A 1,440-nucleotide genomic window follows, 5' to 3' on the forward strand; every position below is an offset into this window, starting at 1 on the left:
ACCGTCCCCGCCCCAGCCCCCGGCACCGGGCCCGCGTCCGTCACATCGGTGTCGTCACCGTCACCGGCTCCCCGCTGCCCGTGTACAGCAGCCCCTTGCCCGGTGCGATCGGGCCGCCGACCATGCTCCGGGTCGTACGGATGCCGATCAGCTCGCCGCTCGACGAGTCCTGCGGGGAGAGCAGGATGCCGCGCCGGCCCTTCTTCGCCTCGACCTGCCAGCCGGAGAAGCCACCGCACACCTCCTCCTCGTCGCCACCGATGACGAGCCCGAGGCCTCGCTCGGAGCCACGCTGCACCAGGCGCTTGAACTCGCGCTCGGCGTCGCAGTCCTCCAGGACCTCACCGTCGTCGATGATCCACACGATCGGCTCCTCGGGCGTCGCCGACTCGACGACCTCCTTGAAGTCGTCGCTCTCGATGTCGTCGTCCTTGAAGACCTTCAGGACGCCTTCCTGGCCTTCCAGTTCACGCAGCGGCGACGGCCGCGGGGCGGCGATCACGAGACGTACGCCCTGCGTGAGGTAGGACCGTGCCATGTTCATCAGCGTCGTACTGCGGCCCGACTTGGCGGGCCCCGCCACCACGAACGTAGGCACGCCCTGCGCGAGGTCGGGGCCGAAGCCCATGATGTCGTCGCCGCCGATGCCCGCCAGCGCCCACAGCTTGGAGCGCGAGGCGTCCGGGTCCCGCATCTCCCACGCGTCGGCGAACCCGATCCGGCTCGGCAGGCTGTCCACGCGGAACGGCTTGCGCGAGCGCGGCACGTCCGCGTCCCGCGCGGCCGCCGCCTCGCCGATCTCGGAGATCGCCGCGGCCTGGCCCTGGCCGGTGGAGTCCTCGGCGAGGAGCGCGAACTGCGTCTCCGTGCCGTGCTCGTTCTTGAAGCCGCGCCCCGGCGGGATCTCCTCCGGCACCTTGCGCGCGTTCATGCCGAGCATCGAGAAGTCGGAGCGGTCGGCGAGCCGCAGGCCGTACTTGTCCTCGGTGAGCGAGGCCATGCGGCCGATGAGGACCTGGCGGTCACCGGTGATGACCAGGTGGATGCCGACGCTCGCGCCCTCGCGCATCATCGCCTGCAGTTCGTCGGTCAGCTCGCCGTGGTCGTACTCGCCGAGGGTCGGCAGCCAGCCCTCCCAGCGGTCGAGGAGCACGACGATGTGCGCGAGCCGCTCCTCCTCGGGCACCGCGGCCCGCTGCTCGCCGATGTCGGCGAAGCCCTTGTCGGCCAACAGGTCCTGGCGGCGCGTCAGTTCACCCTTGAGGCGGGTGATGAGGCGCACCGCGCGCTCGGTCTGGTTACGGCTGACGACGGCGCCGCAGTGCGGAAGCCGGGTCAGCGCGTTGAGCGCGCCGTTGCCGCAGTCGATGCCGTAGAGGTGCACGTCGGCCGACGAGTGCGTGCGGGCGACGGAGCCCGCGATCGTACGGAGGATCTGCG

Annotated in this window: 1 protein-coding gene; it reads right to left on the bottom strand. The window is 71.3% G+C overall.

Annotation, left to right across the window (positions count from 1 at the left end; translation table 11 throughout):
- Positions 1-40 precede the first annotated feature (40 nt).
- A partial coding sequence (locus tag ACZ5CR_RS45110) for an FtsK/SpoIIIE domain-containing protein (protein WP_468869432.1) occupies positions 41-1,440 on the bottom strand: 1,400 nt, incomplete at its 5' end.

Source organism: Streptomyces sp. NPDC031274, assembly GCF_055570235.1.